The organism is Fusibacter sp. A1, assembly GCF_004125825.1.
In the GTDB taxonomy this organism is placed as follows: domain Bacteria; phylum Bacillota; class Clostridia; order Peptostreptococcales; family Acidaminobacteraceae; genus QQWI01.
The window spans coordinates 64,984-86,522 of sequence record NZ_QQWI01000001.1 but is presented as its reverse complement, the minus strand read 5'-3'; the positions used below and the strand labels follow the sequence as shown (position 1 = coordinate 86,522).

General features: G+C 45.3%; 12 protein-coding genes. 6 read left to right on the top strand and 6 right to left on the bottom strand.

From position 1 onward, the window contains the following. Nucleotides 1-34: 34 nt before the first annotated feature. Complete coding sequence (locus tag DWB64_RS00380) at nt 35-490, bottom strand: SRPBCC family protein (protein WP_129486191.1); 456 nt, start codon at nt 488-490, stop codon at nt 35-37. 190 nt (nt 491-680) lie between these two features. Here DWB64_RS00380 and DWB64_RS00375 point away from each other — a divergent pair, with 190 nt between their 5' ends. Both DWB64_RS00375 and DWB64_RS00370 read left to right on the top strand, forming a co-directional pair. After that, nucleotides 681-6,818, top strand: coding sequence for a VWA domain-containing protein (locus DWB64_RS00375; RefSeq protein WP_164980141.1), 6,138 nt, complete (start codon nt 681-683; stop codon nt 6,816-6,818). Between the two features lie 35 nt (nt 6,819-6,853). Then, a complete protein-coding gene (locus DWB64_RS00370) occupies nt 6,854-8,926 on the top strand; it encodes a diguanylate cyclase (RefSeq protein WP_129486189.1) in 2,073 nt (690 codons plus the stop codon). Between the two features lie 35 nt (nt 8,927-8,961). Here DWB64_RS00370 and DWB64_RS00365 read toward each other — a convergent pair whose 3' ends face one another. Continuing rightward, nucleotides 8,962-10,581, bottom strand: a complete 1,620-nt coding sequence (locus DWB64_RS00365; RefSeq protein WP_164980140.1) for a peptide ABC transporter substrate-binding protein — start codon at nt 10,579-10,581, stop codon at nt 8,962-8,964. Next, a complete protein-coding gene (locus DWB64_RS00360; RefSeq protein WP_129486187.1) occupies nt 10,562-12,625 on the bottom strand; it encodes an ATP-binding protein in 2,064 nt (687 codons plus the stop codon). Before DWB64_RS00360 ends, DWB64_RS00365 begins: the two co-directional genes overlap by 20 nt. 188 nt (nt 12,626-12,813) lie before the next feature. On the opposite strand from DWB64_RS00360, the gene DWB64_RS00355 reads away from it, so the two are divergent. Next, complete coding sequence (locus DWB64_RS00355) at nt 12,814-13,968, top strand: sugar MFS transporter (RefSeq protein WP_129486186.1); 1,155 nt, start codon at nt 12,814-12,816, stop codon at nt 13,966-13,968. Between the two features lie 62 nt (nt 13,969-14,030). On the opposite strand, the gene DWB64_RS00350 is transcribed toward DWB64_RS00355, so the two are convergent. After that, the gene (locus DWB64_RS00350) at nt 14,031-15,671 is read right to left on the bottom strand and encodes a PAS domain-containing sensor histidine kinase (RefSeq protein WP_129486185.1); all 1,641 of its coding nucleotides are present in this window, start codon (nt 15,669-15,671) and stop codon (nt 14,031-14,033) included. 112 nt (nt 15,672-15,783) lie between these two features. Between DWB64_RS00350 and DWB64_RS00345 the strand changes: the two genes are divergently transcribed. Further along, nucleotides 15,784-16,812, top strand: a complete 1,029-nt coding sequence (locus tag DWB64_RS00345) for a Gfo/Idh/MocA family oxidoreductase (RefSeq protein ID WP_129486184.1) — start codon at nt 15,784-15,786, stop codon at nt 16,810-16,812. Here the strand turns inward: DWB64_RS00345 and DWB64_RS00340 are convergent. Next, on the bottom strand, nt 16,809-17,660 hold the full coding sequence (locus DWB64_RS00340; protein WP_129486183.1) for a hypothetical protein: 852 nt from the start codon (nt 17,658-17,660) through the stop codon (nt 16,809-16,811). The genes DWB64_RS00345 and DWB64_RS00340 overlap by 4 nt on opposite strands. 198 nt (nt 17,661-17,858) lie before the next feature. Here DWB64_RS00340 and DWB64_RS00335 point away from each other — a divergent pair, with 198 nt between their 5' ends. Beyond that, on the top strand, nt 17,859-19,250 hold the full coding sequence (locus DWB64_RS00335) for a protein kinase (protein WP_129486182.1): 1,392 nt from the start codon (nt 17,859-17,861) through the stop codon (nt 19,248-19,250). A gap of 42 nt (nt 19,251-19,292) precedes the next feature. Here the strand turns inward: DWB64_RS00335 and DWB64_RS00330 are convergent, their stop codons facing one another. After that, the gene (locus DWB64_RS00330; protein WP_164980139.1) at nt 19,293-20,000 is read right to left on the bottom strand and encodes a helix-turn-helix domain-containing protein; all 708 of its coding nucleotides are present in this window, start codon (nt 19,998-20,000) and stop codon (nt 19,293-19,295) included. 200 nt (nt 20,001-20,200) lie between these two features. On the opposite strand from DWB64_RS00330, the gene DWB64_RS00325 reads away from it, so the two are divergent. Further along, nucleotides 20,201-21,535 carry an ABC transporter substrate-binding protein gene (locus tag DWB64_RS00325; protein WP_129486180.1) on the top strand — a complete coding sequence of 445 codons (1,335 nt, stop codon included), beginning with the start codon at nt 20,201-20,203 and terminating at the stop codon, nt 21,533-21,535. The last annotated feature ends 4 nt before the right edge of the window (nt 21,536-21,539 follow it).

Here is a 21,539-nt window from a genome sequence, read left to right as displayed (position 1 = left end):
TCGCCCGATATATGGGCGACCGTTTTTGTTATGGTCAATGTTGCTTAGCTTCCGCCAACTGCTTGATTATTCTTATATGCTGCTCGACGACGCCTTCGTTTTTCATGAGCTTCATCAACATCTTCGCCTTAAGCCCGATCGGTTGATTGGTGGTCCTGTAGATGATATGGGTCGTGTTTTCGTCGATTTGTCTAAGTTCATAGCCTTCGGTGATATCGTACATATCGCCAAGGGTGAATTCGACGGTGAAGCGTATCAGACCATCGGACTGATCGTAGTCGATGACCGTTACGGTACAGTGCAGCTCTTTATTGCCATCGCGATAAACCTGATCATATTTTGAACCTATCACTTCAGGTGTTTTACATAAGGTCTTGCTGGAGATGATATGGGGGTCTAGTTTTCTAAGTGTTTCTTCATTGCCATCTATGATGTGCCAGACTTTATCTATCGGTGCCATGATATCAGCTTCTCCCTGCCATGCTTTCATATGATTACCTCCTTATATTATTATGTATACCACAAATGAGAAATTTATCACACTAAAGTGGCGGTTGGCCCCATTTTTAGCGTTTTCGGTCGCATAATGAGGAATTCGGATTCATTTTATCTTGAATGCCCTTGTATCTTTCGGGTAAATGTGAAATATGGATCCAACTTGGTTTGAAGGAGGTAATTCTATGATGCATTTACGTAAAATTATGGCACTGGTACTAGTGATCGTACTTGTGATCAATATAGTCGCCTGTAAAAATACAGGTTCAGAAGAAGGCACAGGAGATGACACGGGTAGGGAGCAAAAAAACGAAGAGGTACAAGACAAAACCGGACTGGTTGAACCCGACCGATCAGAGGGATTCTCTTTGAGGGAAAGTCAACTTGAGCAGGTCTGGTTATTTGAGGATACTCCTCGACTGGAATGGTCGCAGACGATGCCCGCGATCAATCCCATGGGAAGTGAGGACGCATATAGCCATATCGGTTCAGAAGGTACGAGCTATTTGGAAGTCGATTACTTGAACTCGGATTTTGAAGTGGTGAGCCGCACGATCTATGGCGACCTCTTTTACCTTGACATCCCCTTTAAAGACGATTTGACAGACGAGCAGAACAGACAGTTTATCGATGACCTGTCCTATTATATAAAGAGTAAGAAGGGTACGGATTACGGTATTTATGAAGGGCAGATCACCTTCAGCATAATGGATGAGTTCGGTGATATCTGGTGGGCTACAGCCCATACGTCGGATGAAGAGCATCATCTGATCACGGTTAGGGAAAATCTGCTTCCTGTTGAGGAGAGGATTGTGATCGACCTTGAAAATACGGAGTCGCCTTTCTATTTCTCTTACCTGGGCGACGAGAGCCGCATGAAAAAGTTGTCATTCGATTTCAACTCAAACCAATTCGGTGTTGCGATGTACGTGAGTGTCAAAGCTCAAAATGGAGAGTACCTAAGGGAATATAACAAAGGATACTACTTTGAGGACAGTCTCGGTGACAGCTATTCGGTAACGGATTTGCCCCCTGAAACAGAAATCGTACAGTGCCAGCTTGACTGGGATTCATCCGCATCGGCAGGAGAGCTTGAAATAAAACTGACAGACCTTCTAAAACGCGATGGAAATCTATATGGAGAAGATCTGGGAGCGATTAAAGTCAGCGCGTCCCATGTATCGAGCGTCAGTGTGAAATCCAGTGATGAAAGCGCATATCTTTTGCATCCCGACTACCATGTAGACGATTTGAAAATGGATGTCACACCAGATGGCGACTTTATGATCTATCTGCCATCCGGACTGTGGGATGTCTATCTTTCGCCTGTTAACGGTGAAATCATCTCAAATTATTGTGTGAGAGGCGTAAGTGTCAGCTCGGGTCTTGTGACGCTTGTGGATGTGCCCTATGGCGTCTCATCGGCGATAAGCGCAAGCGGTGAGGCTATCGATGCCCGAGGCATAGAAATGAGCAAATTTGTGGAAGACAGCATGGCAGTGGAATATGAGTTTACGCTGCTTGACAGCACTACTGCTTCTATCGAACCGGAGATTGCCAACACCAATGTATACGAGGGTGGAGTTCCGGTTGAAATCATGGACCTCAGGCGTGTGCTTACAGCACCCGATATCTTCTTGCTGATCGACTCATCGGGTTCGATGAAGGGGCAGCTGAGTGGTGTGTTACAGTCTGCAAAAGAGTTTGTGAAAGGTCTCCCTGAAGATTCGAAAGTGCAAGTGGTTGACTTCGATTCGACGGTTAAAATGATAAGCGGTACCAGTGTGAAGGATGCGACTGTCAATATCGATAAGCTGACTGTTGGTGGAGATACAGCACTCTATGAAGCCCTCAAGCAATCGATAGAGAAGCTGCAAGGTGCCTCAAGACCGATTATCGTGCTGTTTACGGATGGTGAGAATGATTTAAAGGAATTATCGCTGACGCTTGATGAGGTGCTTTCCTTGCTACCTGCTTCGAATATCCCTGTCTACAGCATCGGATATGGAGAGAATCCAGACCATACGGCGCTCAAACTGATTGCAAAAAACAGTTTAGGCAAGTATTTCAGCGCCGCGGACCAGTCCGCTCTGATTCAGGTGTTTGATGCGATCGATGAAAGGCTAAGCCACACCTACAAACTAAGCTATAAGAGGCCGACTGCGGCGAGTATTGGCGATACGCCGATTGTGACCTTCATGATCGACACGTCGGGTTCGATGGAAGAGGTTGACGAAGGATTCGGGCAGAGAATCCATAACATGAAGGAACTGCTTAAATCTTATGTCTTGTCGCTACCGGATACTTACCGAGTGCAAATTATGGGATTTGACAGCAGCACTTATTACGTTCAAAGTCTGACCTCTGACAAAGTCAAACTGATGATGGGAATCGACAGCCTTACACCTGGAGGTCCCACAAACATACCGACTGCCATAAATGGTGGAATACTGAGCCTTAAGGATTACCCGTCAACCAAGAAGATGATGGTGTTTATCACAGATGAGGCTCTGGATTCCAAGGATGAGAGTCTGATGGAATTTGTAAAAGAGCTCAAAGATGAAAGCGTAAGGACGCTATGGGTCGGATTTGGAAGCGATGTGGACGTCGAGGAGGATTTTGAATACGTAGCCGGAGCCACTGAGGGATCTTATGTATTGACAGATGATCCCGATGTGCTGAAAGCTTCAATGGATGAGTTGTTCGATAAGGTGAAAAACTTACCGGATTCGAAATTGAGCCAGGTAAGTATGGAAATTGAAAAGGAAGATGAGTACGGCAATCATGAAACCTTCGGATCCTTTAAGCTTGTTCAACTGTCACCGCTAAAAACAAGCGGTGATGCGAGCGATATCGGGGTGATCAAAGAGCAGAACATAGGGCGTCTAAGTCAATATGACAAAGAGACCGCGAAGTTGATATCGGGCCGTTCCATCCCCAAAGACCAAACGATCGTCACCGGCAGGATGTCTGTTGGCAAGAATAAGTCGAGTGAGGCCATGGAGATTTCTGCGAAGGACATCTACTATTTGAGCAGGCTTGACGGTCTTAGCCCTCCTAGCGGGTATCAGTTTGTCGCGGTGGATCTGTCGGTTGAAAATGTGTTCAAGGAGCAGCTTGTGACCGTCTATCCAGACGGTTCAAACCATCCATCCTCTTATGTGAGCGGACCTGATCCTGTCGAAGAGGTCATGATGATACCTGACTACATGATACCTGATTTTAAGAACCACTTTTTCCTAGAAGTAAACGGGCTTGGGACTTACCCCGCATCAAGCGCTACCTACCTGACAAATGCGAGTCTTCCAAAGCCTGGCGATGTCAGCATAAGGATTGAAGGAGCCAAGACAAAAGAGGGCATCCTTGTTTTCATGATCCCTGAGGAATCGGTAAGCACGATGTCACTGCACTTTTATGACGTGACCTATGGCCACATTCATTTACCGATCATCGGCAAAATGGTCCCATCTGAGCTAGAAGTCGAATCGCTTTCAAAAGTCGCAGGCGAGCATTTGTCAGATACCTTTAGCATTCAAATCGCCAAGGTTTCTGATCAGCCTGTGATAGCAGAGGAGGGAGAGAGCATAAGGGGTCTCACACTACGTGAGGTAACTGGAAGCTTCACCTCAAACAGGCAGGCGCTGCTTGACATCAATCCTTCAGAGCGGGTTTCTCTTGAACTGGAGACCGCAAATGGAGCCTATTATGTGCCTGTCCATCCAAAGACCGCCATGATACCGTTTGGAAACTACAGTCAAAGGATGATTGCGCCTGGAAGTGAGAATATGGCGAAATGGTTGTTTGAGATACCAAGCGGATTGACCGATTTGAAATCAAATTTATTTATCGAGCTTTACGGTGAGGATATTAGAATCATGACGAAGGCCCCCTTGAGTTCTGGAGAACCATTATCCGCAGTCGTCTCCTTTGAAGGGGACGCAGACCAGGATGGAGTGGCGGATTTCAGATTCAACATACTCAGTGCCACAATCACCGACGGCTACAACGAGGATATCGGTCCTGACCAGCTGGTGTTCGAGGTCAGCATTGAGGATTATGAGGATGGATTTTCAACAGGTGGAATCGAGGAGATACTGACGATTAGCGGACTGAACCAATATGGTGATCCGTCCAATGCCTATCTGTCCTATCAGTCGGAGGAGCTGATATTGGCATTAAATGAGGAATCGGTCGTTTATGACGGCACGCACAGACGCGGCATCCTTGTCTATGACCTGTCAGGAATGGTAAAGGAGAGTCTTAGCATCGGCACGATTTTTGCTGACGTGCTGGATATGACAATCGCAACCGGTGATGTAGCTACTTACTTGTGCGTAAAAGGAACCCAGCCCAATAGGGACGAAAGTTACTCCATTGAACTGTCTGAACGTGTTTTAGCGAAAATACAAGCACACGAAGCGACCCAGCTGGAGCTTGAGGTGGAACCCTCACAGGCCGTAACCGAGTCGAGCGCTACTGAAATGCTACAGGTTCCCGTACCTTCCATCACGCTTTATGGCAGCATGATTATTGAAAAAACAAAGACGGAGAGTGAAATGCTCATGCTCCTCAAGGGGTTGCGATATGTACCAAGCAACAGGTATCTTGAGCCCTATACGTATCTCTATTCGCCCGAAGCCACACTTACGCAGGGCTTTGCGACCGAGCAGGACTATGCCGGACTCGCCCTCATGCTTCTGTCAAAAAATGGGTATCAACCAAAGCGAAAAGTGGTGAAGCTGACTGAAAAAGGAAGAGCCGCACTTGATGAGTTCGCCGGATGGGAGCGTTATGTCGACGAGCTCCCAGCCATTCAGTATGTAGAAGATGGTGTCACCAAGCTCTTGGTCCTACCATTTGTGGAAGATATAAAAGCGCTTAAGGGACTATGCTATTTAAGTAAGGATCAGACGATCGTCGAAGGTTCGGATACGGTTAGCGTCACCATAAGCATACATGCCAAAAGTCTGATTGCCGGGAGAGAAGATCACCTCTCTGATTTCTCCGATGCGCTAGCTGGTGAAACGGACAGTGAGGAAGCGATTGAGCGCGTTGAAGTATTCTCAGAATCCTTTGAGCTTGACTCCCTAAGCGTAGATGCGATTGATATCGGTTTCAGTGATATGGGATCCGGCTATAGGACGCTTATCAATAAGAACGGACAGATCGTAGAAGGAACATCAAGGCTTCTCAAAAGAGAATACGAGCCGGTAGGTATCGAGCTACGTATCGGCAGCGACCTGAAGGAGCACTACAAGTATATAGCGATAGACAAGAGTAGGACGCTTGAGCACTACTTCCTGACACTGGGAATCAACCAGCCGGATATCCATCTTCAAAGCATAACTGAATGGGAGGCTGAGGCAAACTACAGAAAATCAGATGCACAGGCGATTCCAGATGACTTTACGTCCATAAGGTGGCATACCCGTGAAATACTTTACAAATTTATCGCAAATCAATCCGCTGAAGAAGCTAGACTCTCAGATGAGTTGGCTGTCATCGCTGGAAGAACCGATAGGGAAAGGGTTATTCTGATCAGCGCAAAAGCACCTGTGGATGGTGCGGTGATGGAAACCTCCATCGATCTGCTGCAGACGATGAATGATCTCCATAGCGGCGAAACGGCTCAAGTCCATGCTTTCAATCTGATGAGCGGACTGCAGCAGACATTTTTAGAAAGCTACGCGCTCGGATCGACTGGATATGGAGCCTTCGAAATAATCGGATCGGTTCCGACAAGTACCGACATGATTGTCATGCCTCCATATCTTAACGGAATAGATACGCAGGAAATGACACTTGCCGGAGTTCCTGAACATGTGATTACACACATGACCGAGGAAAACAAATACTATCTGATGCCCAATAGGCCGTCAAGGATAAAGGGGCTGGACCGATGGGCCTGGATTGAGATCGACCCGTCATCCTATGAGGCGATAGGTATGATAGACACCCTAGAGCATGGTGCGATGGTGGAGCGTGCGATCACCGGAACCGTGAAGGATGCGGGGCAATACTTTGTAGGCGGCTTTGTAGGTGTCAGTTCTTCGATATGGGCAGTATCGGCCATGTCGCTCATTGAGGATGATTATGATAAGATTATCGAGGATGCACGAAAATTTGTTCTTGGAATGAAAAATAATTTTGGTATTAAAGAAGGTCCCTTCAGCATCAGTGTGGGAGGCAAGCCTCAGATTGGGGCCAAGTACGGAGGACTGAAGGCGTCATTTAACGGTAAAGTAGGATTCGGACAGACCTATATGGGTTTCACAGAAGGGTTTGTCGACGCTGTCAACGCATATTTTGACGGGGCAAAATAGAGTTTAAGATGAAGGTTTTTTAAGGTGGTGGGGTCTTGAAAAGTATAAAAAAGAAATTCAATCTATTTATTGGCGGTATACTGACGCTTATCACCGTGCTCATGCTCATAGGCTTTACTTCTATGAATCATCTACTTTCAAATAACGCTACTGAAAGGTTGATTTTAAGCAGTGCGAAAGAAACCACCCATGCGGTGTCCACTGAAATTGAGAGAGAAGTAGACCTTTCCGTGATGCTTGCTAAGAATATCGCAGTTAAGGAATGGCTGTTGGATGAAAACAATAGTGACAAGAAAAACAAGGCATTCGCACAGTTCAGTTTTGTAAAAGATATCATGAGGAGCAAGAACTTATTTGTTGCTGTCGATAAGAGCAAGCATTTTTATGTAGCGGATCAGGAGGAGGGATTTCCTGAAAAACCGATGGGGACCCTAAATCAAAGGCTGGACGACGATCAATGGTATTTCAACACGATCGGTAGGGTCAAAACCTATGATCTGAATGTGGACACCGATAGGTTTTTAGGTGTAGTTCGAATTTGGGTCAATGCGGTCGTCTATGATAGGGAGAACCCGATTGGAATCGTAGGAACAGGAATGACACTCGATTCGCTAATCAACAAGGTTTATGCCGAGTCATCCGAAGGGATCAAGTCAGTTCTCATAGACGGCAGTGGCGCGATTCAGCTGTCAAAGGAGTACGATGACATCTACGAGGACAGCTTTGAGGAAGTGGCACCTTTCGAGTATACGATATTTTCTCAGATACAAGACATCAAAGCCAAGGAGAGCATACGGGACTATCTTAAGTCACCGGATGAGATCATCACCGTCGACATCAATGACAAGCTGTATGATAGGGTGACTCTAGCCCCGATAACAGAAGTCGGATGGCATATCGTCACCTTTTATGACACATCGTCCATCAGCGCACGGCCCAAGTTGTTTCCTGTGATGATCGTCGGCTTATTCGTTCTTTCGATCATCTTGATCATCATGAAGTCCTTCATCCAAAATAACATCATCCATCCGATCGAGCTATTGAACCAGACGGTGGTATCCATCACAGATGGAAAGGGATTTATGGACCCTTTGTTTATGGGTAATGACGAATTCGAGGCACTTGCCAAAAACATCAGGGAGATGAACGAAAAAATCGAGCACTATACGGAAAAGCTTGAAGAACTGGTGCAGGAACGCTCGAAGACTCTGAAAGAGACATTTGAAGAAATCGCTGAAAATGAGCAGCGTCTGAAGATTTTGCTGGATACCTTGCCGATCGGTATCTTCAAGGCGTCTGAAGTAGGAATCATCTATGGAAATCAACTTTTTCTAGACATCTTCGGATGTATGTCGGTCAAGGAATTCAGAGCGGAACAGACGCATCAGAGCAAGTATCCCTTTATCACCACCGAGGACCAGGTACGATTTAAAAAGGATCTTTACGATAAGGGATTCTTAAAGGATTATTACTCCCAGATGGTCAGGATGGACGGCACTGTCATCTGGACCGAACTGAATGTCCACTGTATTTACAAAGACAACCAGGTTCTCTACTATGAAGGAACCATCATCGACATCACAAAAAAACTGAATCAAAACAACTTATTGATCAATCAGGCCACACGGGATACCCTCACAGGGGTCGCCAATAGGAGAACCTTCTTTGAACTGCTTGAAAACACCATGGCGAGTCCGGACCACTCTGGCGATGGAATCTGCTTCGTTCTCATTGATTTTGACAATTTCAAAGTGATCAATGACAAATACGGGCACTTGGCAGGAGACCATATTCTGATAGCGATCATTGACCGTATCAGACGGCAGCTGAGGAGTGACGACCTTTTGGGCCGTATCGGCGGTGAGGAGTTTGCGGTGCTGTTTCTCGATATGCCTCACGACATCATTCTCGATCGTGTCCAGTCCATACTTGACGCGGTGGCTTTTGAAGAGGTGTTTTATGAAACCATGCCGATTCATGTGACCATAAGTGCCGGAATATCGATCAGAAGACCCGTGGATTCGGTTCAAGCTCTTTACAGAAGAGCGGATGACGCACTTTATGAAGCTAAACGAAACGGAAAGAATCAGTTTGCAGTCCATCGCTAAAAAAGGCTATCAGATATTTGATAGCCTTTCTTTTTTTATTCTATATATGCGTGTGTGAAAACATACATGGAGATGCTGTTCCTGTACCATCCTTTGATCCTGCTGGACATCAGATTCACTTTTTTTCTGTGATAGAGGTTGATGATGTGATGGTCATCAAGGATCATCGCTTCTAGTGCTCTGAACTGTTCAAGGGCAATTTTTTCATCTGTGGTCTGAAGCGTTTCGGACAATAGGAGGTCAAACTCCGGATTGTGCCAATTGAGGATGTCAGTAAGGATTCCATCTTCGATGAAGTTGCTTAGGAAAGTCATCGGATGCGGATAATCACCACCGAATCCCAGCATGATCAGGTCGTACTCGCCTGCCATCGACTTGGAGAATAGTTCCGCCCATGGATACGTGGAGACTTCGACAGCTAGCCCGAGCTTAGTTTCCAGGTCATGTGCGATCTCATTTGCCACATCCGCGTCAGGACCTGAATCCATGGCGAAAATCCGAAGCGGCTTGTCAGTAATCAGGTTTCTTGCTTTCAAATCGTCGATGATGAGTTTTGCAGCCTGATAATCGGGCGCCTTATCAAGTTCTGTAAAATCGTGGAAGGGCTCCGCGTTTATGGTATAGGTAAGCGGCACGAGGTACTTGCTGGGGATGCCTGCTCCAAGTATCACCTGATCGACAATTTTCTTTCTATCGATCGCCATTTCGATCGCCCTTCTAAAGTCGCTGTTTTTTAAAAGCAGTCGGTCGTGGTTGATCACAATAAAGGAGGTGCTTGGGGCGATATGGGTATAGACGTCAGGTTCGAGTTCAGGATGTATTCTCAGTTCGTTCGCGGTCAGTTCATAGATTCCGTCGATGGTATCCTCCAGAAAGGCGTCAATGGGGTCTTGACCTTGCTGCCTAAAGCTGAAGATGATGCTTTCAAGCCTTACTGAATCAGCGTTCCAGTAGTTAGGGTTCTTCTTAAGTACGATTTTCTTCCCAAAATCATAAGTGGACATATAAAACGCGCCGTTTCCGATATAGCTTTGCGCTGACTGATCCCACTGCTCACCGTTTTCGGTGACGATGTCGACTCTGACAGGAGAAAGATTCGAGAAGGCAAGCACCTGTAGAAAGTATGGGGTGGGGGAGGTCGTCTTAAGCTCTAGGGTATGGTTGTCGAGAGCCTTGATACCCAAATCGGCGGCATCGAGGTTTCCTGCCATGTATTCAGTCGCTCCTAAGATATAAGGTGACAGCAGACCGCTGTTTTGCGTAGGACTTTCTGGAGACAGTATTCTCAAGTAGGTACTGGCAAAGTCATAAGCGGTGAGAGCAGTGCCGTCGCTCCACTTCGCTTCTTTGCGAATGGTGAAGGTGAAGGTTCTGTTGTTGTCGGTCACTTCCCAAGAGCTTGCAGCTGCTGGGATCAGGTCGCCGTTCTGATCGATCACTAGGAGCGGTTCGAAGGTGTGATAGATTACAGGGCTTGCATAACTTTCATTAGCTTCTGTCGGATCAAGTTCTTTAGGTTCTTCAAGCAGCATGAACCTGAGAGTGTCACCGTTGTCTTCCTTGTCAAGGGTATCCGGAGGTCCTGCCTGACAGCTGCTTATCAGTAAAGCCAATGCCAAAGACAATGAGAATAGCTTAATCTTTTTTGTGTTCATTTTCATTTTCCTTTCTATGTGTAGGGTCGAGATTCAGTCTTATCAGATAACTTAATCCGTATTCCCTACTGACATCCACTTCAATGGTGCCGTCAAACGCCTGAGTCACAATATTGTGCAACATGTTTAGCCCTAGACCGTCATGTGTTGTGAGCTTTGTGGTATAAAGCGGTGTGAACAAATTGCTTATTTTATCGATAGGCACGCCTACGCCATTGTCCTTATACTTGATGGTGAGGTAAGAGGGATCACTGGCATCTTCTGTGATCGAAAAGGCGATCATAGGATGTAAAATCGAATCAAAGCCATGGGTGAAGGAATTCTCTATCAGCTCGTAAACCAGTTTTTCGAAAGAACCGGTATCGAAAGTCCTGTCCAGATCAGCATCGGACTCGACGGTGATCGAGCAGGTTTGCGTGCTGTGCCTTTGTTTTACAGCCTCGAACTGCCTATAGATAAGCTCTTTCAGGTTGGCGCTTTCGCTGATGGGGAGCGCTCGTGAAGTCGAGAGCTCCTCAAACCTGCACACATAGTTTTTTGTATCGTTGATATTTTTCAGTATGAGCGCCGTGGATTCGTTCAAATCGTCGATGAACTCCATAAGCATCTTGCGTGATAAGGTTCCTTGATCATATTCACTTTTAATCTGCTTGCCTTTTTTTTGCAAAAAGGTAATCAGTGTCAGGGCGTTTCCAAGTGGAGTATTCATATTATGTGAGAATCCGATAAGCACATGGGTCAGCGAAGCGATTTTCTCACTTGATATCAGCTGCTGCTTCGTCTTCACGATTTCTTTAAGTGACGCTTCCAGTTTAGCATTGGTCTTTATCAGGGCATCCTGCTTGTCGTGGGTCTCATTCAAGGCTTTTTCCAGCTGTTTGTTTGAACGGACAAGCTGTCTGGTTCTTTCTTCGATCTTTTGCTCAAGGTCAAGATTGATGGACCTTATGGTATCATAGTTTTCCCTTTGTCTTTTCAGCAGGCTGTCGATCGCTCTAGACAAGGTTCCGGCTTCATCGACTCGTTTGATGTATCTGTCGTCGATGTGAACATCAGGCTTTTCTGTCCCGACGAATTCTATGGCGGAAGCCAGATAGCTATAAGGCTCGGCGATCCGTCTAGCGACAATTGTCGATGTGACGACTGATAGAACAAGTGCGACGACCATGATGACGCTGATGATGTAATAGATCCGGCTTAGGCCCCGATAGACGTCGTCCAGTTCCACAGTCATGATCAGCTGCCAATCGTTTGAAAGGCCCAACGCTCCTACGAGCAAGGTCTGCATCTTGTAAAAGTCGGGTAGAGCGGTGTCCAGTGAGGAGATGCTCCCAGTGTCTATTCGGTATGCCGAGGGAGCGCCTTTGGGATAGGATACCAAAGTTCCGTCATGGAGCTGCACCCAAGACTTGCTGGAATTGATAAACGTCACTTTTCTGAGGAGGATCTTAATATGGTCGTTGGAAACATCGCCTCCGGTGAAACCCACGAGGGTATCTCCTATGATAAGTGGTTTTACAACGGTGAAATAGTCTGCCGTGTAGTCGGTGATCATCCACTGCTTCTCGTTATCGGTCCAGTTGAAAAGGACAAGCTCAGGCACAGCGATTCGGTCCAAAAGGTCCTCAGTGATGATCCGTTCAGGTAGACCGTCTTTGTTTTTGTCGGCATACCAAATGGTATAGCTTTGATCATCGGTTATGAAAATCGCAAAAGTAGAATGTGAAGTCGTGATTTCTGCAGAGAGCCGCACGGCGCTTTCTATGTTTTTGAGGTAACGCTGTCTGTATTCTTCGTCTGTTTTGAAGCGGTATGGGTCCATTGTAATTAGCACCTCATCCGTGATGCTGTCAGCCGCCTTTTCTGCAGCCAGAATCAGCTGGTTTATATCTGTAGCATGATTAACCAGCGCAGTGGACAGAAATTCCTGCGTTCTATGTTCGATAGTATCTTTTGATAGATAGATTGCGACCCAACCGATTGTCAGGATGATGATTACAGAAGTAGCGATCATAGCAAGGGTTATTCGTAGTCTAAAAGTCATAGGTTACCTCGCTTAACTTGTCGTTTTTTCAGTTATACCCAATTATATGCATTTGCCATCTGATTTTTACTCGACTTATTACTGATGAAGATCCAAACGCTTTGATTCGATATGAAAAATATTTAATGTCAAATCCTTGTGTTTTAATGTATAATCATGACGATTGACTAAAAAGGATAGGTATAACGATGAAACTTACTAAACGAATGATAGCACTGGTTTTTGTAGCGATGTTCTCGATGGCGATGCTCGACAATGTAAGAGGGGTTTTTGTCCCCAGTTTTAAAACTGCTTTTCATATTCAAAATACAATGATAGGATGGATGCTCCTAGCTAGTTCGCTTGCTTACATGGCAGGGAGCTATATCGGCGGCTATGCCATCAAGAGGTTCAACCAGAAAAAGGTGCTTCTAGCAGGTGCCGGTATTGTAATGTGCGGTATAATCACATTGGTTCTCACCAGTCATGTGATCTGGTTCTTTACTGGAATGGTCCTTATGAACATAGGGATAGCCCTAGTGGGTCTTTCCATCAACACGACAATTCCTACTTTGAAGGTGAAGAATCACGCCGTTCTGATGAACAGTGTCCATTTTCTATATGGTTTGGGAGCTACATTCACCCAAAAGTCCGCTGGATACCTGCTTACGGTGGGATGGCAGTTCAAAAGCATCTATCTGGCAATTTTACTGTTCTTCGCGCTTTTGATGGTCATCACAGCCCTCACCCATCTTCCTGAGGAGGATGTAAGTAAAAAGGTGAATGTCAAGTTCAGCAAGGGGCAGAAATCTGTGATCTGGATCCTGTCTATCGGTCTAGGGCTTTATATCGCTGCTGAGATTCAGACCGCGAACTGGCTTGTCAACTATGCGATAAACACCTTCAAGATCAACGAAAACGCCGCCGCCAATTATACTGCCGCCTTCTTCATGATATTTTCACTCGGTCGGTTGGTAGGAGGATTCGCAGCGGATAAAATAGGTTATTTGAAGAGTGTCGTCATCTCGGTGTCGATTGCGAGCGTAATCTATACAGCAGGTCTACTTGCCGGACTGAACGGTATGTGGCTGATCGCGGTTTCGGGCATTTTCTTTTCCATCACTTATCCGACTGTCATATTGGCCATCAAGGATTACTTTAAAGACAGCGTGACTCAGGCTGCGGGACTTATCATCACCCTGTCATCCGGTGTGAATATGCTTATAGGGCTCTTCATAGGCTATATCGCCGACTTGTTGGGTATCCATCTTGCCATGTTCAGCATACCGCTTTCGCTGGTGCTGTGCGCGGTCCTGATAGGCTATGTATGGTGGCGCGGACATGAGATGATTGAAAAGTATTGATCAGATAAAAAGGTACGGCAAGGATAGATTATGAACAAGCTATCCTTGCCGTACCTTTTAGTTTATTCAGTGATGTTTTTGATCCTGATCTCTATGTGGAAGCCTTCATCAGGATGTGGAATGACTTTGATCAGGCCATGCATTTTTTGAACGACCAGGTTATAGACAATGCTCATACCGAGTCCGGAACTGCCTTCTCCGCGTTTAGTGGTATAGAATGGATCGAAGATTCGCTCTGCTGTGAAGGCATCGATACCGCATCCGTTATCTTTGTAAACGATCCGGATACCGCCCTTATCCTCAGCCGCTTCAATGGTTATCTTAGGCTCGGTTGTCGCGCTTAATCCATGAATGATGGAGTTGACTATCAGATTGGTCAGTATATGCGCAAGCGCCCCCGGGAACGTTCTGATACTCAGTTGAGGATCGATGGATACTTGCACGGCGCAGTTATGCTTTTTGAGCTCGTTCCTTAAGCTGCTGATTACTTCATCGGTATACTTTTGAAGTGAGAAGGAGCGAATCTGGTCATTGGTCCTGTCTACGGCGACATCTTTGAAGGACTGGATCAGATTGGACGCGTTGAATAGATTTCGGTGCACCCCGTCTGAGGCGGATTTCAAATCTTCAAGAAGCAGATCAAACCTGGCTTTTGTAAGTGATTTGGTCTGATATCCGGTCACCAGTTCGTCGATGATTCTGGTGATAAAGGTGATACCTGTGATACTGACCCCTATAGGCGTATTGATTTCGTGGGAGATTCCCGCGACCAGCTCGCCAAGGGACGCCATTTTTTTTGATTCGAGCAAATCGTTCTGAGTGGCGATCAAGGCTTTCATCGAGCCCTCAAGCGCCCGAGTTCTTTCAGCGATGATTTTCTCAAGATCTTCAGAGAGCGCCTTGTATTTGGCTTCGCTTGCCTTGAGGTCCTTCTCGACTTTTTTGAATGCGGAAATATCACGCCAGACTGCATAGAGGGCTCGATTCTCGTCGACTTCGAGCGCGGTCAGGATGACTTCGACATAAAAGGTGGTTTTGTCAGAGCGTTGATGCACCCATTCGAACCTATGATTGCCGTTGATAAAGGCTGTAGCCATCATTTCGTTGGCCTTTTCCAAAGACGATTTGCCATCCGGTTGAAACTGGGGTGATATCTGTGACGGATGCATTTCATAGAGTTCGGATTTGCTGCCCAGCAAGAGGGTTTTGATGGTGATGTCGTTACATTCGATGATCTTTCCGTTTCTGATGATCATCGACGCATCGGGACTTTTGTCGAACAAATCCCTATACCGCTTCTCGCTACGTTCCAGTGCGGCAGATACAAGCTTGATAGAGCTCACATCGCGACCTTCTGGAATGAGATACTCAATGGTTCCTATGTTGTTAAAAACAGGAGTGATCGAAAAATCGACATAAAGCCGTTTTCCGGTTTCGTCCATGTGATAGGCTTCAAATCGCGAGATTGTGCCATTTTTGGCGACTTCTATCGCATCTTTCAAGTTTTTTTGTAAGTCCGGGCTATGTGCCCACCATGGAGTAAGCCAGAAATACTCGCCGATGACATCCTCAAGGGCGCAGTTGATGAACTTCAAAGAGTTCTCATTCGCGTCGAGCATGCGTCCTTCACAATCCAGAATTCCTATAAATTGAAGCATTTTATTATAAACGTCCCGATATACTCCTAAATTGACATCGGCCATATGATCACCTCCTATTTTGTTATACCCCAAAATCAAGAACAATCTCCTTGTTTATAAATATTCCAAGTATGATAGACTATATTCAACTAAAAAAACAGGAGGTAGTTGGGATATGAAGATCTTAAATGTGGGAATCATCGGATATGGGCTCTCAGGAAGAATATTTCATGGAGCGGTCATCAGAAAAACAAGCGGGTATCTTATCAAAAAAATCGTGACGACAAACGAAGAGAAAAAGAGAGAGGCTGTTGCGGATATAAAGGATGTCGAGGTCGTTGACTCAGCGTCAGCGGTGTTCGAAGATCCCACAATCGATGTGGTCGTCATCTCGACGCCCAACACAACGCACTTCGACCTTGCGAGGCAGGCTTTACAAAGCGGCAAACATGTCGTCATCGAGAAGCCTTTTACAGTGGATGTGAAAGAAGCCGCCGAGCTGATAAGCATCAGTGAAAAAATGGGGCTTTTGCTCTCGGTTTATCACAATAGACGGTTTGACAGTGATTTTAGAACAGTTAAGAAGCTGATTGAAAAAAACGCCTTTGGTCGACTGGTCGAGTTTGAATCCCATTTTGACCGTTTCAGACCGGAAATCAAGTTAAATGCCTGGAAAGAAGAGGCGCTCCCCGGGTCAGGAATTTTGTTCGACCTTGGATCTCATCTGATCGATCAGGCACTATCCCTGTTTGGTCTTCCTAATGAAGTGTATGCGGATTTTACGAACCAGAGGGGCGGCAGTGTGGAGGACCAGTTTGAGGTGATCTTGTATTATGACTCTTTGAAGGTGACTTTGAAATCGGGATCCTTAGTCCATGCGAGTCTGCCTAGATTTTTACTTCTTGGAACAGAAGGGTCCTTCATCAAATACGGCCTTGATGTTCAAGAACCTGAGCTTCGTAGCGGCAATCAGGAGCCTTGGGGAATAGAGCCTGAAAGTCAATGGGGAGTGTATAGGACGATCGGACATGAGGAAATTGTAAAAAGCGAGGTTGGTGATTACAGGCTGTTTTATGATAATATCCACCGTGCTGTGACTTCATCAGAAGAACTCATTGTTAAAGGCGTTGACGGCTACAATGTCATCAAAATCATTGAAGCCGCAAAAAAAAGCAACCTTGAGAAGAGAAGGATTGCTTTTTAAAGACCTAGAAAGTCGCTGAAATAAGTTTCGTAGTCGCTGTAATTTCCTATCACAAGCGCATCCTGAAGAAAGCCGATCTCAATGTTTTTCGTATCGATCAGGTGTATCAGTTCAGTCGTGCTTGTGATGATGTCATCCGTAGGATTGAGCAGTTCCTTGAATACGAAATTTTCCTTGTAAAGCGGGGTAATGATTAGGTTGGGTCTAAGGTTTTCTATATGAAACAGATCTTTCAGATTCTCCTTGTGTGTGTGCGAATCATCCTTAGTGAACGACCAGTCGCTTAGATCGACGATTAGCTGGGCGTTTGGAATGATTTTTCCTTTGAGTCTGGTTTTTGTAAACTGACGTAGCAACTGATGATATTCAGAAAGGTTGCCACTGCCTATCAGCTTGATCAGCAAGGCGGATTCAAAGTAGAGCATGATCATCACACCGCTTGAGGTAGGGTACTTGGACGAAGGGAAATCAAGTCGTGGCAGTTCTGAAAAGAACTTACGCTCCCATAAGAAATGGGTGACGGTGAAGTCCTCGTTAAGGATGCTTAGAAGCTCCGCTGAATGATTGGCAACCATAAAGGCCCACTTGTCCATGGGTGGAAGTTCAAGCAGCAGTCGCCGATGTTCCGTCTCAAGCTCTGAGAGCAAATTAAGATTGACTAGACTGATCGTGTGTTCCTCAAATCTGAAGTGTACAACTAAAAAAATAAAGGAATGGTACAAAAGATCTAGAATCCGGTCTATGCCACCATCGTCTACAATCGTTTTTTCGAAAGTGTTGACGCTGTTTAAAAGTAAATGATGATGGTAGTCGATTTTGTTATTGAGTTTTTCAAGTGCTTTAGCCATCCGTATACTCCTTTTTGATCTCAAGTCTCAAGTCTATACATACCCCATTCCAATTGAAAACAACAGACTATGTGTAAAATCAGTCTTCCTAGTCTTTTTATGAAGGACAAATTTGGTAAAATCCATGCCGATGGGGTATATATAAGATAAGGCTAAACACGAGTGTCTAGGTGGATCATAGGTACAGAAGGTGCGAGGATGTTCAGTAAAGAGGACTTAGTGCAGATCGTCAGGCAGACAAGGATACCTATTCGATTTGAGAGCGGCTTGCTCAAGGGTACGCTGCTTAAAAATATGTCTTATCAGGTGATGGATACTATCTTTATCAACAGCCATCACGTGCTTTATTGCGGTCTGAATTTGGAATCGGATGAAAAGATCATTATCAAAGAGTTCTTTCCTCAGAACTACCTGATGTACAATCACGTCAAACTGGACTTTGTCAGGAAAGATAGGTCAAAAAATGTGGTTCTTAAAGACAATTCAGCAAGCAGGCAAATCGCTTATCAGGAACTCAAGACCAGGTATCTGAGGGAGATCACTTCACTTGAACAGATCAACCGCCTGGCCGCTGACGAACTGATCGGCATATTGGATCATTTTGAGGAGAACAACACCTTGTACCTGATTTATCCTTATGTGGAGTATCCGACCTTTAAGGAATGCCTGCAGGCGGGTATCCAATTGACCTACAACGAGGTCAATTGGATTGCTACAGAACTTTTCGACCTGCTGGACAGCCTACACGAAAAGGGAATCGTTCACCGCAATATCAAACCCGAGAACATCTATATCACGACGGATAGGATCCTGCTCGGTGATTTCAATATCACCCACCTCATTTCCGGACTTTCAGAGTCCACCATGCTAATGGAAAACGAAGTGTTCATCGCACCTGAAATCGAAAAAGGGTCGGGTATCGGACCATGGTCCGACCTCTATTCTGTAGGTTCTATCCTGAACATGGTGATCAGCTACTATAACAAGTCTTTGATTCGCACCGGGGTATTGATGCCCGAGTTCATACAGTCACTCACAAGGGAAGACCCAAAGGACAGACCCCATAGCGTTCCTGAGACCTATGCGCAGCTGATCAGGCTGATGGCGATTGAACCGGAGAACAGGCAAATCAGAAGACGAAGAAACAAGGCGATTGGAATCGTACTTTCTATCCTTCTTGTCTTTTCCATCACGCTGTTCAATCCTACCTCAAACGGAACGCTTGAAATTGAAGACGAGTTTGTCCCTTTAGGGGAGCTCGATACCGGGGTTTTGGAGCCTATGACCGATAGAGACATGGCAGGGGTTCTTGAAGTTCCTGTCATAGCGAATGAGTCCTTCCTCAACCACGTGCGAGGGATGCCTCTGAACCTGACATGGACGGCATCAGAAGGTGCGGAGTATTACCTCCTTGAAATCTGGCATGTGCCAAGTCATTCTGTAAAGGATAAACCGTTTAAAACGACGGGCACTGCAATTTCATTCGACACGACTGACTGGGAACCTGGCAAATATACCGTATCGATCAGGGCATATGCCGGTAGGTATTATTCTGGGGCGTCCACATTTGTAATGATACTAATCGAATAAGAAGCCACCTTATCACTCATTTTTGATCAGGCGGCTTTTTTATTACTCAAGTTTTCTAAAACTACTTGGCGTAAGGCCGGTATGTTTAATAAAGACTTTCGTGAAATAACCTGGATTGCAAAAGGATAGCAAAGTAGCGATTTCTGATAAGGAAATCTGAGAATAGCGTAGAAAATACTTCGCGATTTCAATCTTTTGAATTTGAATGAATGGTGTGACAGGCATTCCCACTTCTAAAATGAAGAGTTTGGACAGATAGTCTGATGACATGCTTGCATATTCAGCCAAAAGGCTTAAGGAGAGGGGTTCGGTGATATGTTCGTAGATATATCTCACTACTCTGGAGATGGGTTTTGGATAATTGTAAATATTCGAGTGAATGACAAGTGAAATGAACTCCTCAACCATTTCATATTCGAATTTTAGGAGTAAGCCGTGGTGGTGAATCGATTCGATCGACATGATAAACAGATCGCTCTGGGAGAAGGCATCTTCTGAAGAGACCCCAGCTTCGATGACTGCGCGAGTAAAAAGGGTGCAGGATGCGATCAGGGAATTTTTCAGCGACCTTAAGGGGTCGCGGGATAAGACGGCTCGTTCCAGCGAATTGATCGTGTCAAGCGTACTGAAAGCCTCTTCCTTCATGGCAAGCTTTATTTCGTTGATCAGTTTTCGCTCGAGTTCAAAAGACGGATGGATATAGTGGCAGTCCATATTCTTTAATTTTTCCTTGAGTAATTTATAGTCCATATATTCCTCACAATCTGCTTTATAGTATAAATTATACCGTAAAAATATAAAAGCGGCACGAAAATAAAGTTTATACTTAGTCATACGTGTTTTACATGATTATCAACCGAATATGCAAAAGCCTACTCTAGGATGAATAATTGAATACCGTGGTGGTATAGGTAAAACGTATGATTATGTACTGAAAAGGGGGAATTCAAATGAAAAAATTATTTGCACTACTGTTGACCTTACTACTTGTCATAGGCCTATTTGCAGGTTGTACGACCACTGACACCGACACGACCGACACAACCGATTCTGATGCTGTCATGGATGACGAAACGGACGATAGCGCCGGTGACGATACGGCTGATGTTCCTATGAAAGATCAGGAAGTCGTGATCTATCAGAACAAAGTTGAGATTCACGAGCAGTTGTCAGCTTTCGCAGCGGAATACGAAGCTGCCACAGGCGTAAAAGTGACAGTAAAGACATCTGGTGGGGATTCACCATATGCTGAAAATCTCAAAGCGGAATTTCAATCGGACAGACAACCGGATATCTTTGTCATAGAAGGTATGGGCGGCTATAACACATGGGCTTCCAAACTGACTCCATTTGAAAATGAGGAATGGATGGATCTTACCGCACTTGAGTTCGTTGTGGATGGAACTACCTATGGCTTCCCTGTAGCTGTTGAAGGATGGGGAATGGCGTATAACGTCGATATGCTTAAAAAAGCAGGAGTCGATCCTGCGTCGCTTACCTCTCAAGAAGCCTATGAGGCCGCATTTGAAAAAATCGATTCGATGAAAGATGAACTTGGAATCAAATCGGTAGTCGCGATGGCAGCTGGTCCTGACATGAGATGGGTTACAGGACTACATAACTTCAACGGATATTTGTCGGCAGGTCTTGAGTTCGGCGACACCACGGTTCTTGATAAGTTGAACATGGGTGAGGCGGACATGCAGCGCTTGACTGAGTATGCGGACTGGGTGGAACTCCTATTCAATTACTCGGATAGGGCGGTCCTTTTAACAGGAAACTATGACGCGCAAGTCGGACAGTTCGGAACTCAGCAATCCGCGTTCATCCATCAAGGTAACTGGATCGATCCTTGGATGATCTCAAACGGAGTTGATTTCCCAATGGCATTTGCTCCACACGCTTCTGTCAAAGGTGAACTTACCACAATCTTTATCGGAGCACCTTCATTCTATGTTTTAAACAACGAGAGTGAAAATATGGATGCTGCAAAAGCGTTTCTAAACTATATGGCTACAAATGAAGCCGGCCACAATTATATGGTTAAGGAAGCACAGATGGTACCTGCGTTCACCAATGTGACACTTAAGCCAGATGCTCCTTTATCTGCCAATCTTGCAGAATGGGTAGCAAAAGGAAAAGCGTACACATGGCTTCAAAACGATATGCCTGACGGTTTCGGAATGGGAACTATCGCTCCGATTTACGAAAGTTTTGCAAAAGGTGACATCACTAAGGAAGAGTTCATCAATTTAATCAAAGATAAAATTGAAGAATTGAAATAGTCAT

Excerpts from the sequence above, each read along its gene's own strand:
- DWB64_RS00355 (WP_129486186.1), top strand. The coding sequence starts at position 12,814 with ATGAAACTTACTAAACGAATGATAGCACTGGTTTTTGTAGCGATGTTC.
- DWB64_RS00345 (WP_129486184.1), top strand. The coding sequence starts at position 15,784 with ATGAAGATCTTAAATGTGGGAATCATCGGATATGGGCTCTCAGGAAGA.
- DWB64_RS00350 (WP_129486185.1), bottom strand. The coding sequence starts at position 15,671 with ATGGCCGATGTCAATTTAGGAGTATATCGGGACGTTTATAATAAAATG.
- DWB64_RS00335 (WP_129486182.1), top strand. The coding sequence starts at position 17,859 with ATGTTCAGTAAAGAGGACTTAGTGCAGATCGTCAGGCAGACAAGGATA.
- DWB64_RS00330 (WP_164980139.1), bottom strand. The coding sequence starts at position 20,000 with ATGGACTATAAATTACTCAAGGAAAAATTAAAGAATATGGACTGCCAC.
- DWB64_RS00325 (WP_129486180.1), top strand. The coding sequence starts at position 20,201 with ATGAAAAAATTATTTGCACTACTGTTGACCTTACTACTTGTCATAGGC.
- DWB64_RS00375 (WP_164980141.1), top strand. The coding sequence starts at position 681 with ATGATGCATTTACGTAAAATTATGGCACTGGTACTAGTGATCGTACTT.
- DWB64_RS00340 (WP_129486183.1), bottom strand. The coding sequence starts at position 17,660 with ATGGCTAAAGCACTTGAAAAACTCAATAACAAAATCGACTACCATCAT.
- DWB64_RS00365 (WP_164980140.1), bottom strand. The coding sequence starts at position 10,581 with ATGAACACAAAAAAGATTAAGCTATTCTCATTGTCTTTGGCATTGGCT.
- DWB64_RS00380 (WP_129486191.1), bottom strand. The coding sequence starts at position 490 with ATGAAAGCATGGCAGGGAGAAGCTGATATCATGGCACCGATAGATAAA.
- DWB64_RS00360 (WP_129486187.1), bottom strand. The coding sequence starts at position 12,625 with ATGACTTTTAGACTACGAATAACCCTTGCTATGATCGCTACTTCTGTA.